The organism is [Leptolyngbya] sp. PCC 7376, assembly GCF_000316605.1.
Taxonomy (GTDB): Bacteria; Cyanobacteriota; Cyanobacteriia; order Cyanobacteriales; family MRBY01; genus MRBY01.
Genome location: NC_019683.1, coordinates 3,722,936 through 3,744,727, shown reverse-complemented (window position 1 = coordinate 3,744,727; position 21,792 = coordinate 3,722,936). Strand labels below are relative to the sequence as shown.

The following is a 21,792-nucleotide window of genomic DNA, read 5'->3' as shown; positions in this document are numbered from 1 at the left end:
AAAATACAATTAGTTGCAGTCTAATACTCTAACATCCTTTGCTGAGAAATCCTATGGTTTTCGCTCTGGATTTGAGGCCTAAAATATTCGCTAATAGAAATGGATGTAGCGACTTACCAACCGCTAAAGGCATAGGGCTGTGCTTCGTTGCTGGCGATCGCCTCTTGATTGGCTTCCTCTTCAGTTTGAACGCGCTCTTCCATACAGAAAGTCGTCGTATTAAAACCACCAAAACGTTTAACGGTACTGGTTCTTAAACGAAGATTTTCATTAGCAAACCAGAAACGCTCGTAAATAGTCATGGTGTCGTATTCAGTGGTGAGCACTAGACCATTTTCTTCGTCGAGATGGTATTCGCCAGCTACAGGCACAATTTCTGCATAACCGCGTTCCCGCAAGAGCTTGCCTTGGCGAGGATTTTCGGGGTCAGGAATTAGTGCAAAAACGGTACTACCATCGTGATTTTCATCTGCTTTATCCCACTGCATTGAACCTGCCCAGGTTACGTAGGAACCGCCAACACTGTTTGCTGCATCCATTTCGTGCATGCCACAGATTTCAATGATGCGCTCGTCATCTTTTTCGAGATTTTCCACTTTAATGTCGGAGCCACCAGATTCAGCACGGCGGAAGGGCAAGTGGTGGGTGACTCGCCTAGAACGCCATTTCCCAGCACTGTATTGAAAAAACTCTTTGGCATCCGCAAAGCTTTGCATAACAGGGTTTCCTAAAAAATCTTCTTATTAGCGTATTAGTGTATCTGGTTCGTTAGGGGCAAGGCACGGAAATTTCATGAATTCGCCATAATACCTTAAGAAATGTTTTATTTTTAACAGAATTCTTGACAGAGTTCTTATTGAATGTATTCAGAAACATACATGGCGATCGCCACTTCACTAAAAAGGAGTAAGGTTATGTCCTCAGAAAATCCGTTGTCCATCGATCAAAGGCTCAAAGTACAACTATTTGAAGCGAGAGCACGCAACTTATCTTTAGAGCAAACCCAAGAATTTTTACTAGAGCTATTCCGTCAAAATATGGTTAAGGAAAATCTTTTATCAAAACTTGCTGAAGGTTAACGTTTCAGCTTCAGAGTTATCCGCGATTTGTTAATCCCCACTGCAAAGTTAGTGGGGATTTTTTATGCTTTTAGGAGCCATAAACCGCTAAATGTAACATCGGAGTCATCTGGCTGTACGAGTAGAAAATGGAGTCCTTTGGCAGCGGCTAGGCGTTGTTGATAGCGTTGTCCTGCCGTGGCGATCGCCTGATCATGGAAGGTTAATGTGACCCAGCGTTGTTGAGCTTTGTCATTGAGCAATAATCCACCCGCTAAATTTTTTTCAGTTTCTTGGTAGAGGTGAGTTTGGGGCTTTCGTTCTGCTACCCAGCCCGCTAATTGCATGGATTGTCGTCCACCATAAATCACCACGCCCGGAATAAACGTATTAGATGCAATGCCGAGATTGACAGGTTTAAATTCGATCGGCATTGAGAGAAAAGGAATGGGGCGATCGCTGAACATATCCCACAGATCACCCGCCGGAATACTGGCAAACCGCCATTCCTCACCCCAAAGTTCATCAGGCAAAGGCTGTGGTGGCGCTGGCATCTGATCGTTCATTTTTTTCTCAACCCCAAATTATGCTTTTAGCAATATAACGTTTGAATCCATTCCCATTCATGGCGTAATCCTTCTGATAGGCTCACCTGTGGGTCATAGCCCAAAATCGTTTTTGCTTTCGTGACATCGGCACTAGTATGTCTCGCATCTCCCCGCGCGCGATCGCCATAATTCCGCGTGATGGGTTTGCCAACGATGTTATCGATTTCATCTAAGACGTCATTCAAAATAACCCGGCTACCGCCACCAATATTGAAAATTTCGCCTACTGCTTCAGGAGTCTTCATCGCCAGAAAATTGGCTTGAACCGCATCACTAATAAATGTGAAATCACGGGTTTGTTTGCCATCACCGTAGATTGGAATCGTTGTGCCTTTAATTGCTGCTTTAAAGAATTTATGGAATGCCATATCGGGTCGTTGATGGGGCCCATAAACCGTGAAGTAACGCAGCGAAGTCACTGGGACATTGAAGTTGCGATGGTAAAGAAAACACATCCGTTCTGCGGCTAATTTTGTGATGCCATAGGGAGAAACAGGCTGTGGAGGAATAAGCTCTGAGGTGGGCATCGTTTCTGCGTTGCCATAGACAGAAGAGGTGCCTGCATAGATAAATCGTTCTAAAGTGCCAACGTCTTTTGCTGCCTCTAACATGATTTGGGTTGCACTAATATTGCGTTCAGTATAGTCCCGAAAGCCTTTTCCCCAGCTTGCTCGAACCCCTGCCTGTGCCGCTTGGTGAAAGACAATATTCGCTTCAGAAAAAAGCGATCGCCAATCAAGATTCTGGATATCGTCTTCAATAAACTGAAAATTCTCGAAACCCTCTAAAGCTCCAAGATTTTTTCGTTTTAAATTTTGGTCGTAATAGTCATTAACTTGGTCAACTCCGATCACCTTTTGTCCTTGGCTTAGGAGTGTTTCCGCAATATTTGAACCAATAAATCCAGCTACGCCCGTAACAATAACTTTTGACATGTTTTTCTTTAAGTTAAACAACCACTTATTTCTCCAAAATAAAACACTATCTGGACTGCTGATAAAAAGTTTAAATAACGTGAGTTCGGGTTAAGGAATTAGGATGAAATTCCGACAAGTTAGCCTGAAACTCCTATAAATCAAGAGTTTGTTTGGAATTTTATCTATGTACTGATTCGCAACAAAGCATTCTAATTGAAAATATCGTATTGATTGAGCTCAATCAGTAGAATATTGCCTAAAATAATCGCTGCTCAATAAAGAATAAAGAAGTCTCAAACCCAGATTAGGAAAGACTTGTTTCCTGTTGTTCTTATCCCGAACTCACGTTAAGAGAAAGTGAATATTGTGAAAGTTGATAAGCAGTCCACCACTTTCTTCTAGAATCTTTGTTTTGTGCTGTTGATGATTTCTGCCAAGTCTTTGAACCTCAATGGCAACAGCAATTACTGGCCTCAAAGCAAAAGCGACGGCGTCGCCCCAGAAGCCTTAGTCTCAGCGAGATAATGACGATATTGATTGCTTTTCACCAATCTCACTATCGCAATTTTAAATATTTCTATCTCATCAATGTGCGTCATCACTGGCGAAGAGCTTTTCCCAGAGCCGTGAGTGACCAACGTTTTGTGGAGTGGATGCCTTCGACGTTAGTACCTCTATGTGTCTACCTACAGCACAATGCACAGGTATCAGCTTCATTGATGCCACCAGTATCAAGGTTTGTCACAATCGCCGCATCTCTCAACATCGCGTTTTTGAAGGTCATGCCGCTCGAGGTAAAACCTCTGTGGGTTGGTTCTTTGGTTTCAAACTACATCTGGTTATCAATGACCATGGCGAATTACTCAATGTGAAAGTCACGCCTGGCAACACCAATGATAGAAAGCCGGTAGTGGAGCTTTTGAAAGGGTTATCGGGAAAAGTCTTTGCCGATAAAGGTTACGTCTCTCAAGCTCTGGCACAGTATTTACAAGAAGAATATGATGTGAGGCTTCTAGCTAAGCCTCGTCGCAATATGAAGAATCACCTGATGCTTTGGCGTGACAAAGTGCTGGCTCGTAAGCGAGCTTTGATTGAGACAGTCATTGACCAACTGAAGAATATTTCTCAGATTGAGCATTCCCGCCATCGCAGTCCTGCCAATTTTTGTGTCAACTTGCTGTGTGGTCTCATTGCCTATTGTCATCAGCCAAAGAAACCCTCTCTTCAGCTTGATTAGAACCTTAATGCGTTATCTCGAACTGACGTTACTTAACGTCAGTTCGAGATAACGCATTGGGCTGAAATCCTCATAAATCAAAAGTTTGTTTGGAGTTTTATCTATTTTCTGATTCGCAACAAGGCGTTTTTACTGAAAATATCTTGTGTATTGTGCCAGACTAGCAAAATTTTGCATAAAATGATCCTTGTTGAATAGATAGAAAAAAGCCCGAAACCTAGAGAAGAAGAGACTTTTTCATATTTCTCTTATCCAAGACTCACGTCTTTTACACTAATTTAGTGTCGCAGCCAACCGTTAATCGTAAAGCGACTATCTGGAAACTGTTCAGAAGGGCAAATAACAGGCATCACCTCATGCTGACAATCGCTATTAAAAAATACAATGCTATTATTCTGCGGTTGAACTTCTTGAAATTGCGTTTGGGATAAAGGATGTTTGCCTTTTAATGTTGTGTCGTAGAGCCGCAATTCACCACCACTAAAGGCTTGCGGCTCGCGATAGAAATAATAAACATATGTGAGTTCTCGTGTGTAGGTATCCTCACTGCCTGAATCGTTATGGAGCTTGTAGAAATTGTTGTGGTTATGGGCCGTCATTTGCATTTCAATTTGGCTCATGCGGAAATATGGGCGTTGCAATTGGTGGCAAATTCTAGGGAAATGTTTGAGGATAGAACATTTCATCCATTCATAAATGACAGGGAAATCGTAGGAAAATGCGACGAGAGATTGCCGATAGTTTGTTTCTTGGGTAACGGTTGAGGATGCACGAAATAATGATTGGCAGGTCAGAGTGAAATTCAAAATTTCATAGTATTTTTCCGGTGGCAAAAAGTCAGGAATGATTACACTATCGCCTTTTAGGAAACGGGTTTGTGTTGAGGTGGGTTTTGATTGGGTAGTTAATAAGGACATCAAACTGTTGTTAGCGAAATTTTGACCAGATTTTAGCGATTGTTTCTTCTACCCAAACCATTATTTGATCGACTTTTTTGAGCAGTTTTTCGAGAAAATGATATTCATAGCCTGCGCTAAGAGCTTCTGTTTCTATCCACTCGGGTTGGGCTTCAATTTCCACTTCTGGGCTGTCGTTTGATGTGTTGGTTAGGTCGGTCGTTGTTTCTGTTTTGACTGTCGCTAACTCGTTAGTTTCAATGTTGTTTGCAGGAGTCAGGTCAGGCGATCGCCCTTCTTCTTGCTCTGTTGTGAGTTCAGTATTTAGCGCAACAAATGATGTGACATCGCTAGTGATTTCTGGTGTTGGGATAATGGCCGTATCTCGCTGATCTGTTGAATCTACTGTTTTTGCTTGAGATTTAAATAAATCTGTCCAACTAAGCCATGATTTTTCGGCTGGTGGCTCTGTCGTTGAATTTTCAGTCAGAGGGTCTGGAGTTGAAGGTTGAGATTGGTCTGAGGTAATGGAGTTTGGGGTGAATTTACGGAGAAATCGCTGTAATGGTGGCAACTCTGACTCAGTATTTTCTACCGCAGTTAGCTTTGACGATTCCTCGGTAGTGGGGACAATAGCTGTGTTTTTCAGCTCACTTGGGTTTGGGAGATTAGCAGAATTTGTTTTGGGTTTAAATAAATCTGTCCAACTAAGCTGCGATTTTTCGGCTGGTAGTTCCGTCGTTGAATTTTCAGTCGGAGAGTCTGGAGTTAGAGGTTGGCTTGAAGTGATGGGGTTTGGGCTAAATTTACGGAAAAAACGCTGTAATGGTGGCAGCTCTGGCTCAGTACTTTCTACAGCAGTTCGCTTTGATGATTGCGATTGCTCGGTAGTGGGGACAATAGCTGTGTTTGCTAGCTCACTTGGGCTTGGGAGATTAGCGGGATTTGTTTTGGGTTTAAACAAATCGGTCCAACTAAGCCAGGATTGCTGATCTGTCGGTGTGGATTCTGGGCTAGAGGATGGTGACTCGGTAGTTTGGGGTTCGTCAGTTGCAGCAGGCTTTGGGGTAAATCTGCGAAAAAATCGCTTTAGAGGTGGGAGATCTGATTCGCTAGTGAAATCGACATCTGAGTTTAATAATTTCGTCTCAAGCGCAGCAACACGATCATCGAGAGGCGTCAGAATAGGCTCAAGAGGAAGCGGAGGAAAGAGTTTAGGAGAATATATTTCGAGAGGGACAACTGCTGTGCGCCAGTTTGATTCGCCAAAGAAATCAAGGGCGATCGCCACGGGACTTTGTTCGAGCCAACTTAAGCCTTGGAGTGCCCATCGAACCGGAGCAAACAATGTTGGATTTTGGGGCTGGACTGGCGGGAGAATGCGTGGTTCTTGCGGTGGAAGAGCCGTTTGGCGATCGCGACGTTTTTGATAATTGAAATTGCCGAGCTCAAGACTAATTTGCTTCTGAAGAGATTCTTGGGATTGGTCAGGTATAACGAGCTGATTTTGTTGATCGACAAAGAAAATTTGCTGGGAGGTTAGGTCACAGGCTAGACCCTGTAACTTTACGTCTGAACTATCCGAAGCATTCAGCGCCAAAATTTCACTGGTCATGTCCGATGTCACAGCAGAATCAGAAGTTTGGGCGATCGCCTGCTGTTCTTTTTGCTTTTTCGAGCGGGAGGCGGCGAACTGTCTCGTGGCAACTCGGCTACTTTGAACGAGGAGATACAGTGGATAAACCGCAATTTGTGAGCCCCATTCCACTGTGATTTTGAGACGACGTGCAGCCTGAGCCAAACGAGTATTCCACTGAATCGATTGACGATTTAGAAAATTAAAGAGTTTACTTTTGTAAGGGCTTGTGGAGGTCATTATCGACGTTTTATTGCACAACCATCTTGTTCATTGTCCCACAGACTTTTCCCCAGAGCTTTTCTATGGGTTATTCATACCAACGCACTATCCATTTAAACGATACTGATGCCGCTGGCGTCGTATATTTCGCAAATCTTCTCCATATTTGCCATGAAGCCTATGAGCATTGCCTCACTGATCTGGGTTTCGATTGGCAAAATTTACTTGAGCGTGGTGAAATTGCTCTTCCCATTGTTCACGCAGATATTGATTTTTTTCGTCCTATCCGGTGGGGCGATCGTTTACTCATTAAGCTTTTCCCAGTAGTCAACCCAAAAAAGCCCAACAAATTTACGGTGCAATATCAACTCTTAAAAGCTGGCTCAGACAAATTAGTTGCTCAGGCCACGACAAAACACACATCAATCTCCGCAACAGATCGTAAACTTGCCCAACTGCCCAAGATTCTCGAAAAATGGTTACAGAATGCGCCGAAATACCCAGACCAGAAAAGTTAACCTGTACAATTGTCTTGGATTTGACCATTTCGCTGCTAAAGCGATGCTAAAACAAGTCAGCAAGCGAATTTAATTCCGTTTATTTCACATCATCTTTAAAATCCCGCACAAGAAAAAGGAGTTATCTCAATGAAAAAAGTAGAAGCGATTATTCGTCCTTTCAAGCTCGATGAAGTAAAAATTGCCCTTGTCAATGCTGGAATCGTTGGTATGACCGTATCTGAAGTCAGAGGCTTCGGTCGCCAAAAGGGTCAAACAGAACGCTACCGTGGTTCTGAATACACTGTTGAGTTTCTTCAGAAGCTCAAGCTTGAAATCGTAATCGACGACGACCAAGTGGATAACGTTGTCGATAAAATCGTTGCTGCGGCTCGTACTGGTGAGATTGGCGATGGCAAAATCTTCGTTTCCCCCGTTGACGAGATCATTCGTATCCGTACTGGTGAAAAGGATCTCGAAGCAGTTTAAAACTTTCGACCATCTGATTTTCGCGAAATAATTTATTCAAAAATTCAGTCTCTCTTTTGGTATTAACAGAAGGGAGATTTTTTATGGTCATTTCTTGGGCGATCGCCATCAACCATAAGGATTCCAGATAGTGAAAAATAAGTAAGGAGCTCAAACTATCTTTTATAAAGGCGATGAGGAGGAATCTCTATTTCAGCATTTATTGAAATCCCAAAAGTATCACAGAGAGCCTTTTCAAACCCATCGTTTTGATCCCCAGAATTAACAAGCAAGTGACGAAACTTGCTACGATAAAGCTTCCTTAATTAATATTAAGGTTTGCAAAAAATAAAATGGAGGTTAAATCATTGGATCATGAAGTCCTTATCTGCAAGTGCTCTAGTCTTGGTGGATGGCTATAACGTTATTGGAGCTTGGAATGAGCTAAAAGAAACCCGCGACGAACATGGTCTAGAAATGGCAAGGGACGAACTAATAGAAGTTCTGATTAACTATGCCTCCCACAATACTTACAAAACAAAAGTTGTTTTTGATGCCCAATATCAAAACACACCGAGCCACGAAGAAGACTATACTCAGCTTTTATCCGTTTGCTATACTGCGTTCTCCGAAACCGCCGACACATATATTGAGAGAACCTGCGCAAATTTTCGCCACACCTATACCATCCCCAATCGCATCATCGTTGTCACTTCAGACCAAGCCCAACGCCACACAGTCGTAGGCTATGGTGCAGAATGGATGTCCTCTTTAAAACTACAAACGGCTATCATTGCAGCGAACCGTAAATCTCGCAACCATCACAAAACACACCGATCAAAACGTGGTCGTCATCTCCTCAATAGTCTTGACCCAAAAACACAACAGAAGTTAGAACAGCTCCGTTTTGGTCGTTAAGAAATAAGTGTTTTTTAATAGGGCTTTTTCAATATCGAGAGTCTATTTTGTAGTCCATCGATGCGTTGAAAAAGTTAAGCTATGATCTCGTCAGCATCGGGGAGAGATCATGAAAAATTCTTTTATTTGGGCAGATCTATCTACCTTTGATCTGGCAGCTGCTAAGCAATTTTATCGTCGATGTTTTGGGTGGAAATTTCAGGATATTGGTAATCAATATTTGCTTTGCCAGGCGAAGCGTGAGCCAGTGGCTGGACTGTACCCTATGCCTAAAAAATTTCAGCGCATTAAGATGCCATCTTTTTGGATGTCTTATATTCAGGTGCAAGATATTCAGGCGATCGCCGAACGCGCTCCAAAACTCGGTGGTAAGGTAGAAGTCAAACCTGAAGCTGCTCCTGGGGGCGGAGCCATTACTTTGATTCGAGACCCATTAGGTGCTGGATTTACTTGCTATGAAGGAGAGGCTTTCGCTACGCAGAATACAGTTCAACTTCAAGGCCAGAGGGCATGGCATGAGCTACATATTTCAGATTTAGAGAGCGTTAAAGAGTTCTACACTCAGCTTTTTAATTGGGAAATTAGATCTACGAAGGAAGGCGATCGCCACGAAATTTATAGTGATGGGAAATTAATCGCAGGCATTCGCGTTACGAGTAATGAGATCAAAGGTGATAAAGAATATTGGGGCGTTTATTTTGCCGTTGAGAATCTTGATGCTGCATATCAATCTGTTGAAAAGGCTGGTGGTCAGGTTGTAGCAGAAGATAAGGTCGGCGATCGCCCAGCACTCCTCGCTTATGACTCCCAAGGAGCGGCTTTTTATCTTATCGAGACGAAAAAAGAATCTGGCGCTACTAAGCATTCCGAGAAATCTCAGTTTAAATGGCGAGCTAGTTTAGGCTTATTTTTTGTTACTCTGGCAATTATTCTCAACCTCAATTGGGTATGGGGTATTCTTTTTCTGCTTTGGGTGATTCCAGACATCCAGAGCGGTTCAACTTATTTCTTTGAGCTGGTCGAATGCCGTGAAAATCCAATTATTTATTGGTTAATTATGGTGATGTGGATTGCTTTATCCATCTATTTTTTCTTCATCTAAAATAAATCCCTAGCTCAATTAAAGAACCAGGGACACATGCAAATTATTTAGCCTTTAACTAAGCTTTCTGAAAAACAGCCGCTGCGGCCTTAACCGCTGCACCAGACTCAAAACCAGTGTGGCCAAGACCCTGCAAAGTTGCTTCGAGGGCTGCCATCGCTGTAATTACGTCACGTTCATGCACGAAACCGAGGTGACCAATGCGGAAGATTTTCCCTTTGTAATCATCCTGGCCACCAGCGAGCGCAATATCAAACTGAGAACGCATTCCTTTGCGGATATCTTCAGCACCGATGGGAGCTGGATCAACGGACGTAACCGCCTTACTTGCATGGGTATCAGGTGCAAATGTTTTAAGACCAATAGCTTTCACTGCTGCACGGGTTGCTTCAGTGAGGCGTTCATGGCGCGCAAAAATTTCTTGGAGACCTTCTCGCTTCATCATTTGCAGTGCGGTTTGCAAACCGAAAATCAAGTTTACGGGAGGGGTGAAAGGTGTGGTGTTTTTCGCGAGACTCTTCTTTGCAGCTTTTAGATCGAGATAGAAGCAAGGAATTGTCGCAGTTTCATAGGCTTCCCAAGCTTTATCACTCACGGAGACAAAACCTAAACCGGGGGGCAACATAAAGCCTTTCTGGGAACCGGTGGCAACCACATCGAGACCCCACTCATCAACGGGCACATTGCAAGAGCCCATGCTAGTGACAGAATCCACAATCATCAATGCACCATGCTCTTTCACATAACCACTGATGGTTTCGAGGTCGTTGAGGACACCAGTCGATGTTTCGGAGTGGGTGACGACAACGCCTTTAATTTCTTTATTTGTGTCTGCGTCTAATTTTGCTTTAAAAGCTGCGGGGTCGAGAGGTTGTCCCCAGGGCGCTGCGATTCGCTCCACATCCATGCCATATTTTTCGCAGATAATGGCCCAGCGATCGCCGAACTTACCATTAGTGCCAACGAGAACTTTATCTTTAGGGCTGAGAAAGTTAATGAGACCAGCTTCCATCGCGCCAGTGCCACTAGCCGCAAGACAGAACACATCATTTTTCGTTTGGAAGAGCCATTGGAGATTTTCAGTTACCTCCGCCATGATCTCGCTAAATGCTGCACTCCGATGACCAATGGGATGCTTTGCCATCGCCAAAAGCACACTCTCTGGGACTGGTGTTGGCCCCGGAATCATCAGCATATGTTTATCTTCCATTTCGTTATTTCCTCGCGTAGATTTTGTCTTAAAACGCCGCCACCCAATAGTGTTCGATGGTTTTGCAGAGCTAAATCCTATCCTATGCGATCGCCCAGATCAAGATTTTTATGTGTGTATAGACATTCATGAAGAGTAATATCCCGCCAAATCTTATCGCGGGAACATTACGGATAGTTGCAAAGCGTCACAAAACACGAAAATACGCGCTCTAAAGACTATCCTAAAATGGCTCAAAACCCACTGATTTTCTACGATTTTCCGCCCGACCTATGAGTGACCAAGTTGTTAAGACAGAAACGATTGGCTATTTTGAACGCATCAAAAATTCGATTATTGGCGTGTTCCTTGGGATTTTGTTATTCCTCATATCCTTTGGGGTGTTGTATTGGAATGAAGGACGGATCGATTTATCCAAGGTCGCCAAAACCTCTACGGAAATTGCAGCCACTGGCGCACCCACCACAGATGTTGGCGAATTTGTCTCGGTCACAGGCAATCTAAACACGACTGAAACCCTTGGCGATAATCCCTATCTCGCACCGGGCAACTATATTGCCCTTGAGCGTAAAACGGAAATGTTTGCGTGGGTTGAGCAAAGCAGTACTGAAACGAAGAAAAATACTGGCGGTTCAGAGACTAAAACAACGACCTATTCCTATGAAAAAAGGTGGACAGCGAGTCCCGCGAATTCCGCGAATTTTGAGCAACCAAGTGGCCACCAAAACCCCACAAAGACAATTGATAATGAAAGCTTTAAAGTTGGTGCTGCCAACGTAGGTGATTACAAATTAGATTTAGCTCGTTTGTCCTATCCAGTTTCTACTGGTGTGAGTCTTTCTCCTGAAAATGTCTTACCGGAATATAAGTCGAAGCAATCTGGAAACTATCTCTTTTTAGGTCAAGGAACGCTGCAAGCGCCGCAAATTGGGGACATTCGTCTCAGTTACCAATCTCTTCCCAGCGATATTCAAACAACAGTATTTGGTGAATTAGGTGCATCGCAAAGTTTGGCTCCCCATGACACACGCGGGATTTCGGTTTATCGGTTGTTGAAAGGGACTAGAGAAGAGGCGATCGCCTCCCTTGCGTCATCTCATAAAACAATGACTTGGATTCTGCGATTTGTCGGATTCGGCATGATGTGGGCTGGTTTAAGCATGATGGTTGAGCCTTTGAGCGTAGTGCTCGACTTCATTCCATTTCTGGGTGGTTTAAGTCGAAATGCGTCGGGGTTTGTCGCGTTTATCCTTGCGGCGATTTTGTCCAGTGTCACTATCTTGATCTCGATCATTCTGCATAGTCCGATCATGATCTTTTTAGCCCTCGGACTCAGTGGCTTTGCCGCCTACCGTTGGACAAAACGACGCAAAAATAAAACTGCCGACGCATCCGCTTAGGTGAATTAGGCGATCGCCTTTTTGAGTTGGATTAGCTCAATTTTGTAGCCATTGGGATCTTCGACGAAGGCAATGACTGTAGTGCCATGTTTCATTGGGCCTGGTTCGCGCGAAATCTTGCCGCCGAGTTCACGGATTTTCTCGCAAGTGCCGTAAATGTCATCAACACCGAGAGCCACATGACCAAAGCCGTTGCCGAGGTCGTAGCTATCGGTATCCCAGTTGTGGGTTAGTTCGATAACAGTATTGTCTTTTTCGTCACCATAGCCCACAAAAGCAAGGGTGAATTTGCCACCAGGGTAGTCCTTTTTACGCAAAAGCTTCATGCCGAGGACATCACAGTAGAAGTTTATCGATTCGTCGAGGTTTCCCACGCGAATCATGGTATGTAGCATTTTCATAGCTGATTTTTCCTGAGGTCAAGTCAATAATCATTTTAGAAAGTCTTGGGGATTAGTTCACAGCAAAAGCGATTCTACTTTTTTGGATTTTGCTGCTTCACCTCACAAATATAGTAATTTCGAATAAAGAATAGAGACGAGAGGATGTATAGCTTAGACCTGAGAAAAAGAGTAGTAAACTTCGTACGCTCTGACGGCAGCAAAGCAGAAACGGCAAGACGCTATGAAGTCTCAGAAGCCACTGTCTATAGTTGGCTCAATCGCCCAGATTTACGTCCCACCATCGTGACACGTCGTCGCCGTAAGTTGGACTGGCAAGCAGTCACTGAACATGTAAAACAACGTGAGTTCGGGATAAGAAAGAAAAAGGAGAAAGTGCATATTGTGGAAGTTAATAAGCAATCCACCACTTTCTCCCATGACCAGTCTAGAACCTTTGTTTTGTGCTGTTGATGATGTCTGCCAAGTCTTCGAACCTCAATGGCAACAGCAATTACTGGCCTCAAAGCAAAAGCGACGGCGTCGCCCCAGAAGCCTTAGTCTCAGCGAGATAATGACGATATTGATTGCTTTTCACCAATCTCACTATCGCAATTTTAAATATTTCTATCTCATCAATGTGCGTCATCACTGGCGAAGAGCTTTTCCCAGAGCCGTGAGTGACCAACGTTTTGTGGAGTGGATGCCTTCGACGTTAGTACCTCTATGTGTCTACCTACAGCACTGTTATGGTCAATGCACAGGTATTAGTTTCATTGATGCCACCAGTATCAAGGTTTGTCACAATCGCCGCATCTCTCAACATCGCGTTTTTGAAGGTCATGCCGCTCGAGGTAAAACCTCTGTGGGTTGGTTCTTTGGTTTCAAACTACATCTGGTTATCAATGACCGTGGAGAATTACTCAATGTGAAAGTCACACCCGGCAACACCGATGATAGAAAACCGGTAGTGGAGCTTTTGAAAGGGTTATCGGGAAAAGTCTTTGCAGATAAAGGCTATGTCTCTCAACCTCTGGCACAGTATTTACAAGAAGAATATGATGTGATGCTTCTAGCTAAGCCTCGTCGCAGATATGTACAGAGAGGAATCAAGCTCGAAGGTATCCATGTCACAAAGCGTTGATAGCTCACAGCTATAGCAGCGAAGGAGAAGGTTAGGACATAGAACAGAAGGCTATTCTGATGGCATCGAACAAATCCTCAGTCTTCTTGATGAGCTTACTTACCTCCTTCTTTAACCTCCCCCAAAACTTCTCTATCTTGTTCAGGTGTGGTGAGTAGGGTGGCAAAAATATCACTTCACATCCTGCCTTCGCCACCAATGTTTGTATTCTTTCCTTTGGATGAACACTGGCATTATCCAGAATAATAATTTGACCCGGAATCAACTCTGGCACTAAGCAATCCTCTACCCATTGGCAAACTAAGGCGCTGTTGGCATAGCCCTCAAATACCATCGGTGCTATCTGCTCTCCCTCTCGCCATCCTCCAATCACGCTAACTCGTTCTGTACGATGACCTAACTTCTCTGCGATAAACCTCTCTGACTTATGGCAGTAGCCATACCCATAATCTAAGGTATTATCAAATCCACTTTCATCGATATATACGAGTCGTTCTTGGCCATACTGCTTCAGTTGTGCCACAAATGCTTTTTCTAATTCTTTATCTCTCTCTTGATATCGATAGGTCTTTTTTTTCGAGTAAATTCAATTTTCCGTAGAGCTTCACGTCTGGATGCATCACTAATAGACTCTGGCCATTTCTCCGCCATTTCCTTCTGGGTTAGATGCCCATATTCCTCTGCAAAAGCACGAAAAGCATCTAGATCATTAATCTTCGGTTGAGGGCCTCGACGGTAATCTGTCTTCGGAGCGACTGAACCGATTTTCTCTCGTCGTTTCAGCCACAGGTCTAGCGTATTTCGGCTAATACCAAAGAAGCGACAGATATCACTTTTTCGTTCACCTTTATCGAAGGCGGCAACAGCTTTTAGGCGTAAATCAAGACTATGGGGAGCAGGCATGGCATCTATGTTTATTGCTTCTATCCTATTCTGTCTTAACCCACTCCTTGCCTGCTATAGAGGAAACTCTTGTTGCCAATCGTATTTCACCTTGATGAGATAGAAATGCTTGAAATTTCGATAGTGAGATTGATGGAAAGCAATGAGAATAGTCATCACCTCACTCAGACTGAGGCTTCTCTGACGGCGACGGTATTTTTTGCCAGAGCTGAGTAACGCTTGATGCCATAAGGGTTCAAAGATTCGACAGAAATCATCAACATGGCAAAACAGAGCCTCTAGACTGGACATGGGAGAAAGCCGTGGATTCGTTACAACTTCCACGATATGGGCTTTCTCCTTTTCTTTCCTTATCCAGAACTCACGTTTTAGTAGATAGAGCACAGTACTTTGGTGTGAAGATCAGTTCAATGCACTATGCCTTGAAGCAAATGAAAATAACCAGAAAAAAAAGAGCAAAAGTATCGTGAACGTGCTCATCGAGAACGACAACAATATCTGAGAGATCTACGAGCAATCTTCAAAACTGTTAGGCCAAAGAAACTCGCTTTTATCGATGAATGAGGCTTTGATAATCGGGTCTACACAAGATATGGCTGGTCGCGCCGAGGTCAGGAGCTTTACAGCAGCAGAATAGGTAAACGAGAGAAGAGAGAGAATCTACTAGCTGCCAGACAAGATGGGAAAATCATCGCACCGATGTTAGTGACGGGTAGTGTGAATGTTGCCTGCTTTGAAAAATGGCTATCACAATGGTTAATGAAACGGTTATCGCAGAAGTCTGTACTGATTCTGGATAATGCTCCGATTCATTGCAAGAACAAGATCAGAGAAATAGTTCAGCAGCAAGGTCATCAAGTGAAATTGCTACCGAAATATTCACCAGACCTCAACAAGATAGAACATGACTTTGCCGAATTAAAGAAACGAAGACAGTATATAGATTAGAGGAAGGGATGAGTCTTGACGAGCTGATAGTCGACTACTGCTATCGCAATCAATCCTCTAGAACTCATTCGAAATGACTATATGTAGAGATTGCACCTTGATTTCTATACACAAAAAGTCCTCAACTAAATAGAAAAGGACTATATTTATTTGGCTAATAAATTAATTTATGCGAAAACTTAGCCACGGTTAGAGCTGTAGGAACGACGGCCGCCACGGCGATCGCCACGGTAACCACCGCCACCACCTTTGCCTTTGTAGCCACCTTTGCCACGGTAACCGCCGCCACCACGACGACCACCGCCACCTTTAACAGGCTTAGGTAGACCACCTTTACCAACTTCAGGAACATCCCAATCTTCAGTCATCCAATCGGGAGTGTGCTGATCGTAGGTCATCTGCAATACTGCAGCGGCGATCGCCTGAGGATCGTACTCATCGCCTAAACGCTTAACGATGGGGAGGAAAGAGGCCATCCGCTCACCAGCAAGCGCTTCACGAACCTGAGTCTCAAGACGGTTAATGCGATTTGCTTCAACCTCAGGACGACTAGGAATTTTGCAAGTTGTTAGGGATTGCTTCACACGACGCTCAATCTGGCGCAACAAGCGACGATCACTAGGCTCTACAAGGGCGATCGCCGTACCAGTTTTACCAGCACGACCAGTCCGACCAATCCGGTGAATATAGCTTTCCGTATTGTCAGGAAGGTCGAAGTTCACTACGTGGCTGAGGTTTGCAACATCAAGACCACGCGCCGCAATATCAGTTGCAACGATCATCTTAATGCGGCCATCCTTGAATCGCCGTACCAGCTTTTCACGCTGAGCTTGGCTGAGGTCACCATGGTACTCATCAGCACTTTGACCTGCTTCAAGCAATTCATTTGTTAACTCAGATGCCGTTCGCTTCGTTCGTACAAAAATAATGGCTGACTCAGGATTTGCCATCTCAAGAATAGGCAACAAAGCCTTTGTCTTAGACCAACCGCGAGGAATCATATAAGCTTCCTGCTTAATGCGGTCAGGTGTAACCTGAGGCTGCTTAATCGTTATATTGATGGGCTCTTCAAGGAAGTTTGCAACCAAATCACGAATTGCGGGGGGCATTGTCGCAGAGAAACAAGCCGTTTGACGAGAAGCAGGAGATTGACGCAAAATTCTCTTTACATCATCGATGAAGCCCATGCTGAGCATTTCATCTGCTTCATCGAGTACTGCCCAACGAAGATCTTCAAAAGACAATTTACCGCGCTCTAATAAGTCGATTACACGACCAGGCGTACCAACAACGATATGAACGCCCTTTTGGAGGCTACGGATTTGACGTTCCATGGATTGACCACCACAAACAGTCAAGACCCATAGGCGACGGTCTACAGCAAATTGCTTAAGAGCCTGGGTGACTTGCATTGCCAACTCACGAGTTGGTGTCAAAATCAGACCCTGTACAGCTTTATCTTGGAGATCAATTTTTTCGAGGAAAGGTAAAGAATAGGCGGCCGTTTTACCTGTACCAGTCTGGGAAAGACCGACGACATCTCTGCCTTCAAGAATTGCGGGAATCGCCTTGGTTTGAATTTCTGTGGGCTTCTCGAAACCAATATTTTCTAAAAGGTTAGCGCGTGCTTCAGAGAGGCCGATGTTTTGAAAAGTGGTGGTCATAAAAAAGTTATAAGGTTTATGGATGGGTAATTTGCTAAGGTTTTACAAAATTGCGAGATTCACATAAAAATTGTGTCAATCTCTCCCCCAACCCTTTCTTCCCAAACTGGGTTTTTTAGTTAAACCAATTGGATGCTGCTTAACAGTCTGGACAATGCCGGGGGCTGTGGCTGAACGGTCTAGTTACGAGAATTATTAGGCGATAGTGCCGTAAAGATCGTAAATATCCGCAGCGGTAATTTGAACAGGGACAAGGCTACCCAAGGAGGCTTCTCCTTCGATATACACAAGTCCATCCACGTCTGGTGCAAATCTGGGCGATCGCCCGACTAGCTCTCCAGTTGTGGGATTTTCCTGTTCGATCAGCACATCCACCGTTTGTCCGACACAAATTTCGTTGCGGCGGGCAGCAATCGGCTGTTGAATTTCCATCAGAGCATCCCGACGGCGATCCTTCACGTCCTGCGGTAGTTGATTTGGGAGATCAATGGCGGGCGTCCCTTCTTCCGGAGAAAAAGTAAACACGCCGACATGATCAAACTCATGGCGTTTCACAAACTCTACGAGGTGCTGGAAATGCTCCTCAGTTTCGCCGGGGAAACCCACGATAAAGGTGGTGCGCAAAATTGCATCGGGCAAGGCAGCTTTGAGGTTCTCAATGATCTCGTCATTGACTCGCCCCTGCCAAGGACGGTTCATCGCCCGAAGGATTTCTGGATGGGAATGTTGTAGCGGTAGATCCAGATAAGGAATAACGTTTTTGGTGTCTCGCATCGCTTCAATCACTTCAGGTGTTAACCCTGTGGGATAAGCATAATGGATGCGGATCCAAGGAATATCGACTTCACCTAAAGCTCTGAGAAGTTCAGCCAGTTTAGGTTTGCCATAAATATCTTTGCCGTAATTTGTGGTGATTTGAGAAATCAGAATAATTTCTTGCACACCCTGAGCTGCTAACTGTTTTGCTTCAGCAACAATGGATTCAATGGGACGTGATCGCTGATCCCCTCGGAGATGGGGAATAATGCAAAACGCGCAGCGATAATCACAACCTTCTGCCACTCGCACATAGGCAACAGCTTCATTGGTAGTGCGATAACGGGGAACTGTTTCATCCGCGATATAAGTCAGCTCTTCTGAAACTTCCTTAACAATCTCACCTTGCTCGGCACGCTCAATGACATCAACAATTTTGTGATAGTCACCAGTGCCCACCAAGGCCACGGCTTCTGGTAATTCTTCTAAAAGCTGTTCTTGAAAATGTTGCGCCATACAACCAGAGATAACGATTTTCTTGTCTGCTTCGGCAAGCTCAACAAGAGTTCGTACTGATTCTGCGCGAGCATCTTCAATAAAACTACAGGTATTGACGATGACATAATCCGCTAACTCTTCATTTGCATCCACGTGGTAACCAGCTTCGGCTAATAGCCCAATCATGTGCTCTGAGTCGATGCGATTCTTCTCGCAGCCGAGGTGTGAAATTGCAATTGAAGGTTTTGTGGTCATGCAGTCTCTAGTAAAAAATGGTACTTAGGTCAATGCCTGGAAACAAATTGTTAATTTATTGTAATAGATTTTGAGCTGCTGCTAAAAGTTTTTTTTGCAGTTGTCAGCAAACCTTGTTACTTTTCCGAATGAAATCAGAGGTTTTTTTCGATTTTTTGAACTAATTCGGCAATATTATGGCGATTGGCTCGGTAGCTGATGGGGTGGGCAATAAGACGTACTGTGCTTTGAAATAAAATTTCGATTTCTTCCAGGTTATTTTCACGCAGGGTATTACCTGTGGAGACGAGGTCGACAATCGCCTCAGACATACCGGTAATAGGTCCTAATTCAACGGAACCGTGGAGGGGAATAACTTCGATGGGTAAATCTAGCTCACGAAAATAGTCTTTGGCACAGTTAACAAACTTGGAAGCAACGCGGCAATTGGGCGGAAGTTGACGAGGATCTTTGTAGGGACTGGCTTGGGGCACGGCTACAGAAAGGCGGCAGCCACCAAATTTAAGATCGAGTAAATTTGCAACGTCTGGTTTTTTTTCTCTTAATACATCGTACCCTGCAAATCCGAGTTGTGCCTGCCCATATTCAACATAAACGGGCACATCATGGGTACGTACCAATAATGCTTTTGCTGTACCAGTCGGATCTGTGATTTGAAGTTGGCGATTTTTTTTGTCTAAGAAGGCGCTAAAGTCTAGTCCCACTTCCTGGAGTAGGGCGATCGCCTGAGGGAGTAGACCTCCTTTAGGAATGGCAATAGTAATCATAGATAGTCGAATCGTATATTTTTGAATAAATGCTGGAGATTTCGAGATGAGCTCTAGAGAGTTTCAATTTTTGGGTCGTCGCTACTAGATACCCAGGCGAGGTTCGCAATTTTGCTGCGTTTGGCGTAATCGTAAATGTCTTCTGGCGATCGCCCACCCAATTCCACTTCCACGCGGACAATCTCATCCCCCTGGCGTAAAGTTTGGGCATATTGAAAAACTTGCTGTTGTGCTGCTGAATCTTTCGCAATGACGAGCCAAGCATTTCCATCCAACTTGTTTGGCAGTTGTGGGCTTTGCAATAAACAATTATGGATTTCTTCTAGATTGAGGCAAAAACCAATGCCAGGATGATCTTCTTTTTGAGGGTGGTAAAGGCCGAGGAGCTTATCATAACGCCCACCCTGACCAAGCACCCGGGATTGATTATTTGTAAAACTAACCGCTTCAAACACAATACCTGTGTAGTAATCAAAGGTTTGAATAAGCGTTAAATCCAACAAAATCGGTAAAGGTTTGTCGGTGCTACCTGTAAGCAATTCAAATAATGCTTTGAGATTGGCTACAATTTTTTGTGCGTCGGGAGTCAGTTCAAATTTGCTGACACGCTCTAAAACCCCCATTGGTTCACCGCGTAGCTCGAAAATATCGAGGGCATAGGCTTTAAGTTCGTCGCTTAACTCCAAACTTTGCAATCTAACCCGATCTAAATGGGCGATACAGTGGCGTACAGTTTCGCGAATATCTGCGGGAAAAGACTGTAGGAGCGATCGCCCAAGGGCCGCTTCCCCAAGAATTAACTGCCAATCCTCCAGACCCAGCTCATTTAGAGAATCCGTTAGAAGTAATAAAATTTCAGCATCTGCAATAATACCATCGGCGAATAACAGTTCAACCCCTGCTTGGTAAAACTCCATTTGCTTACCGTGGGTGCCATCGGGGGGATGCCGAAACACATTGGCTCGGTAGCAAAGTCGCTGTGGAAATGTATTCTCTGCCATTCTTGTCACAGCAGCACGGGCGATGGAAGCCGTCAATTCAGGCCGTAAACCGAGAGATTGGCTCGCTACTGTTTGCACCTGGACTACCTGCGAGCCATCAATTGCACCACCCGCCGTCAATGTATCCAGCCATTCCAATGTCGAGGTAACGATACGTTGGTATCCCCACCGTCGAAAAACACGCTGTAAATTGTCGTTAATCCAAGCCTTTTGGGCGACCTCAAGCGGAAGGAGATCCCTCGCACCGGCGGGGGGTTGGTGAATCATAAAACTGGTTTCTCAGGTTTGCCGTCGCCTATTCTACTTCTTTTTCCCGCCAAACAAACCGCCGAAGAGCCCACCTTTTTTCTCATTGCCAGATTTTTTCGAGCCTGTCTGGGTTTCGAGGGCACTACCCATCGCCTTTTCAAGAAGCTGTTTTGCTTTACGAGCCAGAGGGTCACTAGGCTTAGCCATATAGGCTTTCTTGATATGGACTTTAGCCATCGCAATCTGCTTTTGTTGGAGATAAGAAATACCCATTAAGGCATGGGCTCTGACGGAGTTGGGATCAAGTTTGATTGCTTCACGAAATTCGAGGGTTGCTTTCGCAAATTTTTTCTTTTTGAGGTGCTGCTCACCTCGCCATATCGCAGCTTCGAGGGACGATGATGTTGTTGTTTTCGCTGGAGCAGTAGTATTCCTTTCTGGGGTTACTGATGCTGGCGAAGAGGATGATGTGGTACGAGAGTTTGTTCTTGTTGTGCGTCCTGGCGAAGTGCTATTGCTCAATAGGCCTGTATTTTCCTGGACTGTATTTTTCAGAAAAACTAGATTTAATTCGCTGAGGGCACCAATGTTATCGAGTGTTGTTGAGAGATCTCGATAATTTGTCTGGGCTACTTCCCGAACTTTATTGTGATATTCCACTTCCAGCTTGTCTAAATCTTTGACTAAATCTTGGGCGATCGCCGACTTAAGTTTGAGGGGAGTATCGCTTTTTTGATTGAGCTGTTTCGAAAGCTGCTTAATAACCACTTGAAACTCAGACCAAGAAACAGGTTTAGAGAGTTGTTCGTAGGCCGGATTCACAAGCTTAGATAGGAGTTCACTCGCTAGCTGTTTCTCCGCGGCATCCTTTGCCTTACAAGTATCTGGGTGTAATCGCTGAGCAATCTTAAGATATGCTTTCCGCACTGTTTTTGACCCTGCATCCACTGGTAAACCGAGAACAGCATAGTGGTCAGCAATATCTAGTAAAAACAGTCCTTGGCGGATAACAAATGACATATCTCAGAAATTCTCGGGCGTAATGGTTTTAATTATGA

The 21,792-nt window shown here is 44.3% G+C and carries 20 protein-coding genes and 5 pseudogenes; 11 read left to right on the top strand and 14 right to left on the bottom strand.

Going from position 1 to position 21,792, the window contains the following annotated elements; all coding sequences use genetic code 11:
* Positions 1-113: 113 nt before the first annotated feature.
* Entirely contained in the window at positions 114-716 is a 603-nt protein-coding gene (locus LEPTO7376_RS16915; RefSeq protein ID WP_015135347.1) for a phycobiliprotein lyase, read from the bottom strand.
* Between the two features lie 144 nt (positions 717-860).
* Between LEPTO7376_RS16915 and LEPTO7376_RS16910 the strand changes: the two genes are divergently transcribed.
* Entirely contained in the window at positions 861-1,079 is a 219-nt protein-coding gene (locus tag LEPTO7376_RS16910) for an NblA/ycf18 family protein (RefSeq protein ID WP_225901119.1), read from the top strand.
* 62 nt (positions 1,080-1,141) lie between these two features.
* Here LEPTO7376_RS16910 and LEPTO7376_RS16905 read toward each other — a convergent pair whose 3' ends face one another.
* Positions 1,142-1,624, bottom strand: a complete 483-nt coding sequence (locus LEPTO7376_RS16905; protein ID WP_051188805.1) for a Tab2 family RNA-binding protein — start codon at positions 1,622-1,624, stop codon at positions 1,142-1,144.
* A gap of 26 nt (positions 1,625-1,650) precedes the next feature.
* On the bottom strand, positions 1,651-2,601 hold the full coding sequence (locus LEPTO7376_RS16900; RefSeq protein ID WP_015135345.1) for an NAD-dependent epimerase/dehydratase family protein: 951 nt from the start codon (positions 2,599-2,601) through the stop codon (positions 1,651-1,653).
* 389 nt (positions 2,602-2,990) lie between these two features.
* On the opposite strand from LEPTO7376_RS16900, the pseudogene LEPTO7376_RS16895 reads away from it, so the two are divergent.
* Positions 2,991-3,820, top strand: a pseudogene (locus LEPTO7376_RS16895) (IS982 family transposase).
* A gap of 278 nt (positions 3,821-4,098) precedes the next feature.
* On the opposite strand, the gene LEPTO7376_RS16890 reads toward LEPTO7376_RS16895, so the two are convergent.
* Together LEPTO7376_RS16890 and LEPTO7376_RS16885 are read right to left on the bottom strand one after the other, a co-directional pair.
* Positions 4,099-4,737: a 2OG-Fe(II) oxygenase gene (locus tag LEPTO7376_RS16890; RefSeq protein ID WP_015135344.1), complete on the bottom strand. Its 639-nt coding sequence runs from the start codon at positions 4,735-4,737 to the stop codon at positions 4,099-4,101.
* A 10-nt stretch (positions 4,738-4,747) separates the two neighbouring features.
* Positions 4,748-6,592, bottom strand: a complete 1,845-nt coding sequence (locus LEPTO7376_RS16885) for a hypothetical protein (protein ID WP_015135343.1) — start codon at positions 6,590-6,592, stop codon at positions 4,748-4,750.
* A gap of 65 nt (positions 6,593-6,657) precedes the next feature.
* On the opposite strand from LEPTO7376_RS16885, the gene LEPTO7376_RS16880 reads away from it, so the two are divergent.
* From LEPTO7376_RS16880 to LEPTO7376_RS16865, 4 genes are all read left to right on the top strand, one after another.
* A complete protein-coding gene (locus LEPTO7376_RS16880) occupies positions 6,658-7,092 on the top strand; it encodes a thioesterase family protein (protein ID WP_015135342.1) in 435 nt (144 codons plus the stop codon).
* A 129-nt stretch (positions 7,093-7,221) separates the two neighbouring features.
* On the top strand, positions 7,222-7,560 hold the full coding sequence (locus LEPTO7376_RS16875; RefSeq protein ID WP_015135341.1) for a P-II family nitrogen regulator: 339 nt from the start codon (positions 7,222-7,224) through the stop codon (positions 7,558-7,560).
* A 354-nt stretch (positions 7,561-7,914) separates the two neighbouring features.
* Entirely contained in the window at positions 7,915-8,457 is a 543-nt protein-coding gene (locus tag LEPTO7376_RS16870; protein WP_015135340.1) for an NYN domain-containing protein, read from the top strand.
* A gap of 109 nt (positions 8,458-8,566) precedes the next feature.
* Positions 8,567-9,559, top strand: coding sequence for a VOC family protein (locus tag LEPTO7376_RS16865; RefSeq protein WP_015135339.1), 993 nt, complete (start codon positions 8,567-8,569; stop codon positions 9,557-9,559).
* A gap of 58 nt (positions 9,560-9,617) precedes the next feature.
* Here LEPTO7376_RS16865 and LEPTO7376_RS16860 read toward each other — a convergent pair whose 3' ends face one another.
* Positions 9,618-10,769: an alanine--glyoxylate aminotransferase family protein gene (locus tag LEPTO7376_RS16860; RefSeq protein ID WP_015135338.1), complete on the bottom strand. Its 1,152-nt coding sequence runs from the start codon at positions 10,767-10,769 to the stop codon at positions 9,618-9,620.
* 272 nt (positions 10,770-11,041) lie between these two features.
* On the opposite strand from LEPTO7376_RS16860, the gene LEPTO7376_RS16855 reads away from it, so the two are divergent.
* Positions 11,042-12,169 (top strand): TMEM43 family protein, encoded by a 1,128-nt coding sequence (locus LEPTO7376_RS16855; RefSeq protein WP_015135337.1) that lies wholly within the window; start codon positions 11,042-11,044, stop codon positions 12,167-12,169.
* 5 nt (positions 12,170-12,174) lie between these two features.
* Here LEPTO7376_RS16855 and gloA read toward each other — a convergent pair whose 3' ends face one another.
* Complete coding sequence (gene gloA, locus LEPTO7376_RS16850) at positions 12,175-12,570, bottom strand: lactoylglutathione lyase (RefSeq protein ID WP_015135336.1); 396 nt, start codon at positions 12,568-12,570, stop codon at positions 12,175-12,177.
* A 144-nt stretch (positions 12,571-12,714) separates the two neighbouring features.
* Here gloA and LEPTO7376_RS25000 point away from each other — a divergent pair, with 144 nt between their 5' ends.
* Positions 12,715-13,023, top strand: a complete 309-nt coding sequence (locus LEPTO7376_RS25000; protein ID WP_071880703.1) for an IS630 transposase-related protein — start codon at positions 12,715-12,717, stop codon at positions 13,021-13,023.
* Positions 12,989-13,639: pseudogene (locus LEPTO7376_RS16845) on the top strand (IS982 family transposase); the annotation flags it as partial. The gene LEPTO7376_RS25000 and the pseudogene LEPTO7376_RS16845, both read left to right, overlap by 35 nt.
* Positions 13,640-13,724: 85 nt before the next feature.
* On the opposite strand, the pseudogene LEPTO7376_RS29180 reads toward LEPTO7376_RS16845, so the two are convergent.
* Positions 13,725-14,596 (bottom strand): annotated as a pseudogene (locus LEPTO7376_RS29180) (IS630 family transposase).
* 57 nt (positions 14,597-14,653) lie between these two features.
* Positions 14,654-14,887 (bottom strand): annotated as a pseudogene (locus LEPTO7376_RS16830) (IS982 family transposase); the annotation flags it as partial.
* Between the two features lie 11 nt (positions 14,888-14,898).
* On the opposite strand from LEPTO7376_RS16830, the gene LEPTO7376_RS29175 reads away from it, so the two are divergent.
* Both LEPTO7376_RS29175 and LEPTO7376_RS25835 read left to right on the top strand, forming a co-directional pair.
* The gene (locus LEPTO7376_RS29175; RefSeq protein ID WP_083891143.1) at positions 14,899-15,066 is read left to right on the top strand and encodes an IS630 transposase-related protein; all 168 of its coding nucleotides are present in this window, start codon (positions 14,899-14,901) and stop codon (positions 15,064-15,066) included.
* A gap of 106 nt (positions 15,067-15,172) precedes the next feature.
* Positions 15,173-15,544, top strand: a pseudogene (locus LEPTO7376_RS25835) (transposase); the annotation flags it as partial.
* A gap of 179 nt (positions 15,545-15,723) precedes the next feature.
* Here the strand turns inward: LEPTO7376_RS25835 and LEPTO7376_RS16820 are convergent.
* The 5 genes from LEPTO7376_RS16820 to LEPTO7376_RS16800 form a co-directional block, all read right to left on the bottom strand.
* Complete coding sequence (locus tag LEPTO7376_RS16820; protein WP_015135334.1) at positions 15,724-17,208, bottom strand: DEAD/DEAH box helicase; 1,485 nt, start codon at positions 17,206-17,208, stop codon at positions 15,724-15,726.
* Positions 17,209-17,403: 195 nt separating this feature from the next.
* Positions 17,404-18,717, bottom strand: a complete 1,314-nt coding sequence (gene rimO, locus LEPTO7376_RS16815) for a 30S ribosomal protein S12 methylthiotransferase RimO (protein ID WP_015135333.1) — start codon at positions 18,715-18,717, stop codon at positions 17,404-17,406.
* Positions 18,718-18,851: 134 nt separating this feature from the next.
* Entirely contained in the window at positions 18,852-19,484 is a 633-nt protein-coding gene (gene hisG / locus LEPTO7376_RS16810; protein ID WP_015135332.1) for an ATP phosphoribosyltransferase, read from the bottom strand.
* 53 nt (positions 19,485-19,537) lie between these two features.
* Positions 19,538-20,752 carry an ATP phosphoribosyltransferase regulatory subunit gene (locus tag LEPTO7376_RS16805; RefSeq protein ID WP_015135331.1) on the bottom strand — a complete coding sequence of 405 codons (1,215 nt, stop codon included), beginning with the start codon at positions 20,750-20,752 and terminating at the stop codon, positions 19,538-19,540.
* Between the two features lie 33 nt (positions 20,753-20,785).
* A complete protein-coding gene (locus LEPTO7376_RS16800) occupies positions 20,786-21,754 on the bottom strand; it encodes a DnaJ domain-containing protein (protein ID WP_015135330.1) in 969 nt (322 codons plus the stop codon).
* Positions 21,755-21,792: the final 38 nt, after the last annotated feature.

What these genes read in the sequence shown, in the direction of transcription:
- LEPTO7376_RS16915 (WP_015135347.1), bottom strand. Translation starts at nt 716, where the DNA reads ATGCAAAGCTTTGCGGATGCCAAAGAGTTTTTTCAATACAGTGCTGGG.
- LEPTO7376_RS16910 (WP_225901119.1), top strand. Translation starts at nt 861, where the DNA reads ATGTATTCAGAAACATACATGGCGATCGCCACTTCACTAAAAAGGAGT.
- LEPTO7376_RS16905 (WP_051188805.1), bottom strand. Translation starts at nt 1,624, where the DNA reads ATGAACGATCAGATGCCAGCGCCACCACAGCCTTTGCCTGATGAACTT.
- LEPTO7376_RS16900 (WP_015135345.1), bottom strand. Translation starts at nt 2,601, where the DNA reads ATGTCAAAAGTTATTGTTACGGGCGTAGCTGGATTTATTGGTTCAAAT.
- LEPTO7376_RS16890 (WP_015135344.1), bottom strand. Translation starts at nt 4,737, where the DNA reads ATGTCCTTATTAACTACCCAATCAAAACCCACCTCAACACAAACCCGT.
- LEPTO7376_RS16885 (WP_015135343.1), bottom strand. Translation starts at nt 6,592, where the DNA reads ATGACCTCCACAAGCCCTTACAAAAGTAAACTCTTTAATTTTCTAAAT.
- LEPTO7376_RS16880 (WP_015135342.1), top strand. Translation starts at nt 6,658, where the DNA reads ATGGGTTATTCATACCAACGCACTATCCATTTAAACGATACTGATGCC.
- LEPTO7376_RS16875 (WP_015135341.1), top strand. Translation starts at nt 7,222, where the DNA reads ATGAAAAAAGTAGAAGCGATTATTCGTCCTTTCAAGCTCGATGAAGTA.
- LEPTO7376_RS16870 (WP_015135340.1), top strand. Translation starts at nt 7,915, where the DNA reads ATGAAGTCCTTATCTGCAAGTGCTCTAGTCTTGGTGGATGGCTATAAC.
- LEPTO7376_RS16865 (WP_015135339.1), top strand. Translation starts at nt 8,567, where the DNA reads ATGAAAAATTCTTTTATTTGGGCAGATCTATCTACCTTTGATCTGGCA.
- LEPTO7376_RS16860 (WP_015135338.1), bottom strand. Translation starts at nt 10,769, where the DNA reads ATGGAAGATAAACATATGCTGATGATTCCGGGGCCAACACCAGTCCCA.
- LEPTO7376_RS16855 (WP_015135337.1), top strand. Translation starts at nt 11,042, where the DNA reads ATGAGTGACCAAGTTGTTAAGACAGAAACGATTGGCTATTTTGAACGC.
- gloA (WP_015135336.1), bottom strand. Translation starts at nt 12,570, where the DNA reads ATGAAAATGCTACATACCATGATTCGCGTGGGAAACCTCGACGAATCG.
- LEPTO7376_RS25000 (WP_071880703.1), top strand. Translation starts at nt 12,715, where the DNA reads ATGTATAGCTTAGACCTGAGAAAAAGAGTAGTAAACTTCGTACGCTCT.
- LEPTO7376_RS16820 (WP_015135334.1), bottom strand. Translation starts at nt 17,208, where the DNA reads ATGACCACCACTTTTCAAAACATCGGCCTCTCTGAAGCACGCGCTAAC.
- rimO (WP_015135333.1), bottom strand. Translation starts at nt 18,717, where the DNA reads ATGACCACAAAACCTTCAATTGCAATTTCACACCTCGGCTGCGAGAAG.
- hisG (WP_015135332.1), bottom strand. Translation starts at nt 19,484, where the DNA reads ATGATTACTATTGCCATTCCTAAAGGAGGTCTACTCCCTCAGGCGATC.
- LEPTO7376_RS16805 (WP_015135331.1), bottom strand. Translation starts at nt 20,752, where the DNA reads ATGATTCACCAACCCCCCGCCGGTGCGAGGGATCTCCTTCCGCTTGAG.
- LEPTO7376_RS16800 (WP_015135330.1), bottom strand. Translation starts at nt 21,754, where the DNA reads ATGTCATTTGTTATCCGCCAAGGACTGTTTTTACTAGATATTGCTGAC.